The organism is Micromonospora sp. NPDC051296 (assembly GCF_040682255.1).
GTDB lineage: Bacteria > Actinomycetota > Actinomycetes > Mycobacteriales > Micromonosporaceae > Micromonospora > Micromonospora craterilacus.
Genome location: NZ_JBFBAO010000550.1, coordinates 1 through 3,105 on the forward strand (window position 1 = coordinate 1; position 3,105 = coordinate 3,105).

2 protein-coding genes and 1 pseudogene are annotated in these 3,105 nt (G+C 70.2%); 2 read left to right on the forward strand and 1 reads right to left on the reverse strand.

The window, feature by feature from the left end; all coding sequences use genetic code 11:
* A pseudogene (locus AB0M52_RS32670) lies at nucleotides 1-224 on the reverse strand (ABC transporter); the annotation flags it as partial.
* 215 nt (nucleotides 225-439) lie between these two features.
* On the opposite strand from AB0M52_RS32670, the gene dnaK reads away from it, so the two are divergent.
* Both dnaK and grpE read left to right on the forward strand, forming a co-directional pair.
* Nucleotides 440-2,323, forward strand: coding sequence for a molecular chaperone DnaK (dnaK, locus tag AB0M52_RS32675; RefSeq protein ID WP_363961656.1), 1,884 nt, complete (start codon nucleotides 440-442; stop codon nucleotides 2,321-2,323).
* Nucleotides 2,324-2,369: 46 nt separating this feature from the next.
* A partial coding sequence (gene grpE, locus AB0M52_RS32680) for a nucleotide exchange factor GrpE (protein WP_363961658.1) occupies nucleotides 2,370-3,105 on the forward strand: 736 nt, incomplete at its 3' end.

Here is a 3,105-nt window from a genome sequence, read left to right on the forward strand (position 1 = left end):
CGGTGGTCGGCGAGGGCGGCGCCGATCCGCCCGGCCGGCTCGGCCGAGGGTAGGACCAGCGGAAATCGGGCCGCCCCGATCGCGGCCCGCAGGCCGGTCAGGGCGTCGGGCAGGGTGTCGTCCCCGGTGGCCGCGGGCCGGTCCTCCCCGCCGTCGGTGAAGCCGGTGCGGGCTGCGACGGCGGGCGCGCCGGAGCGTGAGGCGGAATCGCCGTTCGACGTCACCGCTAAAGCGTGCCCGACCGACACAAGTAAGACAACCAGTCGGTAGCATGCGCTGAGTTGCGCCTATCCGACTCAACCTTGACTTGACGATTTCCGGGGGCGTGGCACTATTGAGTCAAGTTCACTCAACTTGAGGTGGGGTCGCTGCGGGCGGCGCCCGCCGGGCAGGGCGACGGTCGGTCACCTGCTCAACGTTACGAAGCGAGGAAGCGAAGATGGCACGTGCGGTCGGTATCGACCTCGGCACGACGAACTCCTGCGTCAGCGTCCTGGAGGGCGGTGAGCCCACCGTAATCGCCAACGCTGAAGGCTCGCGGACGACCCCGTCGATCGTCGCGTTCGCCCGCAACGGCGAGGTGCTCGTCGGCGAGGTGGCCAAGCGCCAGGCGGTGACGAACCCGGACCGGACGATCCGGTCGGTCAAGCGGGAGATCGGCACCAACTGGTCCGTCGACATCGACGGCAAGAAGTACACCCCGCAGGAGATCTCGGCCCGGACGCTGATGAAGCTCAAGCGGGACGCCGAGGCGTACCTGGGCGAGCAGATCACCGACGCGGTGATCACCGTCCCGGCCTACTTCAACGACGGCCAGCGCCAGGCCACCAAGGAGGCCGGTGAGATCGCCGGCTTCAACGTGCTGCGGATCGTCAACGAGCCGACCGCGGCCGCCCTGGCGTACGGGCTGGACAAGGGCTCCAAGGAGCAGACCGTCCTGGTCTTCGACCTCGGCGGCGGCACCTTCGACGTGTCGCTGCTGGAGCTGGCCGAGGGTGTCATCGAGGTCAAGTCGACCAGCGGTGACAACCTGCTCGGTGGCGACGACTGGGACCAGCGGATCATCGACCACCTGGTGAAGACCTTCCGCGGCGAGCACGGCATCGACCTGTCGCAGGACAAGATGGCGATGCAGCGGCTCAAGGAGGCCGCCGAGAAGGCCAAGATCGAGCTGTCCGCCGCCGCCACCACCAACATCAACCTGCCGTACATCACCGCCGGCGCGGCCGGCCCGCTGCACCTGGACGTGACCCTCAGCCGGGCCGAGTTCCAGCGGATGACGCAGGACCTGCTGGACCGCTGCAAGGGCCCGTTCGAGCAGGCGGTCAAGGACGCGGGGATCAAGGTCGCCGACGTCGAGCACGTGATCCTGGTCGGCGGCTCGACCCGGATGCCGGCCGTGACCGAGCTGGTCAAGCAGCTCACCGGCCGCGAGCCCAACAAGGGCGTCAACCCGGACGAGGTCGTCGCCGTCGGCGCCGCCCTGCAGGCCGGTGTGCTCAAGGGCGAGGTGAAGGACGTCCTGCTGCTCGACGTGACCCCGCTGAGCCTGGGCATCGAGACCAAGGGCGGCATCTTCACCAAGCTGATCGAGCGCAACACCACCATCCCGACCAAGCGCTCCGAGGTCTTCACCACCGCCGACGACAACCAGCCGTCGGTGCTGATCCAGGTCTTCCAGGGCGAGCGTGAGATCGCCGCGTACAACAAGAAGCTCGGCACCTTCGAGCTGACCGGCCTCCCGCCGGCCCCGCGCGGCGTGCCGCAGATCGAGGTCACCTTCGACATCGACGCCAACGGCATCGTCAACGTGCACGCCAAGGACCTGGGCACCGGCAAGGAGCAGAAGATGACCATCACCGGCGGCTCCTCGCTGCCGAAGGATGACATCGAGCGGATGCGCCGGGACGCCGAGGAGCACGCGGAGGAGGACAAGCGCCGCCGCGACGAGGCCGAGAGCCGCAACGTGGCCGAGGCCCTCCAGTGGCAGACCGAGAAGTTCCTCGCCGAGAACGGTGACAAGCTGCCCGCCGAGAACCGGGAGAAGCTCAACGAGGCCCTCGGTGAGCTGCGCGGCGCGCTCGGTGGCAGCGACATCGATAAGATCAAGTCGGCGCACGAGCGGCTGGCGCAGGTCTCCCAGGAGGCGGGCTCGCTGCTCTACGCGCAGCAGGCCGAGCAGGCCCAGCCGGGCGGTGCGGCCGGTGCCGGCGGTGCCGCGGGTGCCACTGGTGCCGATGCCGGTGGTGCGCAGGCCGGCGGCGCGCGGCCCGGTGCGGACGACGTGGTCGACGCGGAGATCGTGGACGAGGACAAGAAGTGACGGTCCTCGGGGCACGAGCCCACGGGCAGAGGGATGAGGTAGTCGAATGACGGAGAAGCGCCGAGCCGCCGATCCGGGCGCCGGCGACGCGCCGCGGGTCGTCATCCGCAACAACCGCAAGATCAGCCAGACCCCGGAGCCGGACGGTACGGCCGCCGACGCGGGGTCGGACGCCCCGGCCGAGGGGCTGGTCGAGGACGCCGAGGTCGTGGTCGACGCGATCGAGGTCGAGACCACCGCGCTGAGCGAGCCGTCCACGGACGGTCCGCCGGTGGTGGATTCCCCGGCCAGGGCGGCCGAAGAGACCGTGGCTGAGAAGTCGTCGGAGGCGGCCGGCGGGCTCGGTGCCGAGCTGGAGGCGCTCCGTGCCGAACTTGAGGAGCGCACGCGGGACGTGCAGCGGGTGTCGGCCGAGTACGCCAACTACCGCAAGCGGGTCGAGCGCGACCGCGGCCTGGTCACCGAGCAGGCGACGGGTGCGGTGCTCGCCGCGCTGCTGCCGATCCTGGACGACCTGGACCGGGCCCGGGAACACGGCGACCTGGTCGGCCCGTTCGGCTCGGTGGCCGAGCAGCTGACCACCGCGCTGGGCAAGTTCGGGTTGACCCCGTTCGGCGAGCAGGGCGACCCGTTCGACCCGACGCTGCACGAGGCGGTGGCCCACCAGACCTCGGCCGACCGAGCTGGGACGAACCCGGCGGTGTCGGCGGTGCCACCCAGGTCCCGGGTCTTGATCCCCTGGGCGATGACCGTTTCCATGGCATTCTGCAACCGGTTGGCGG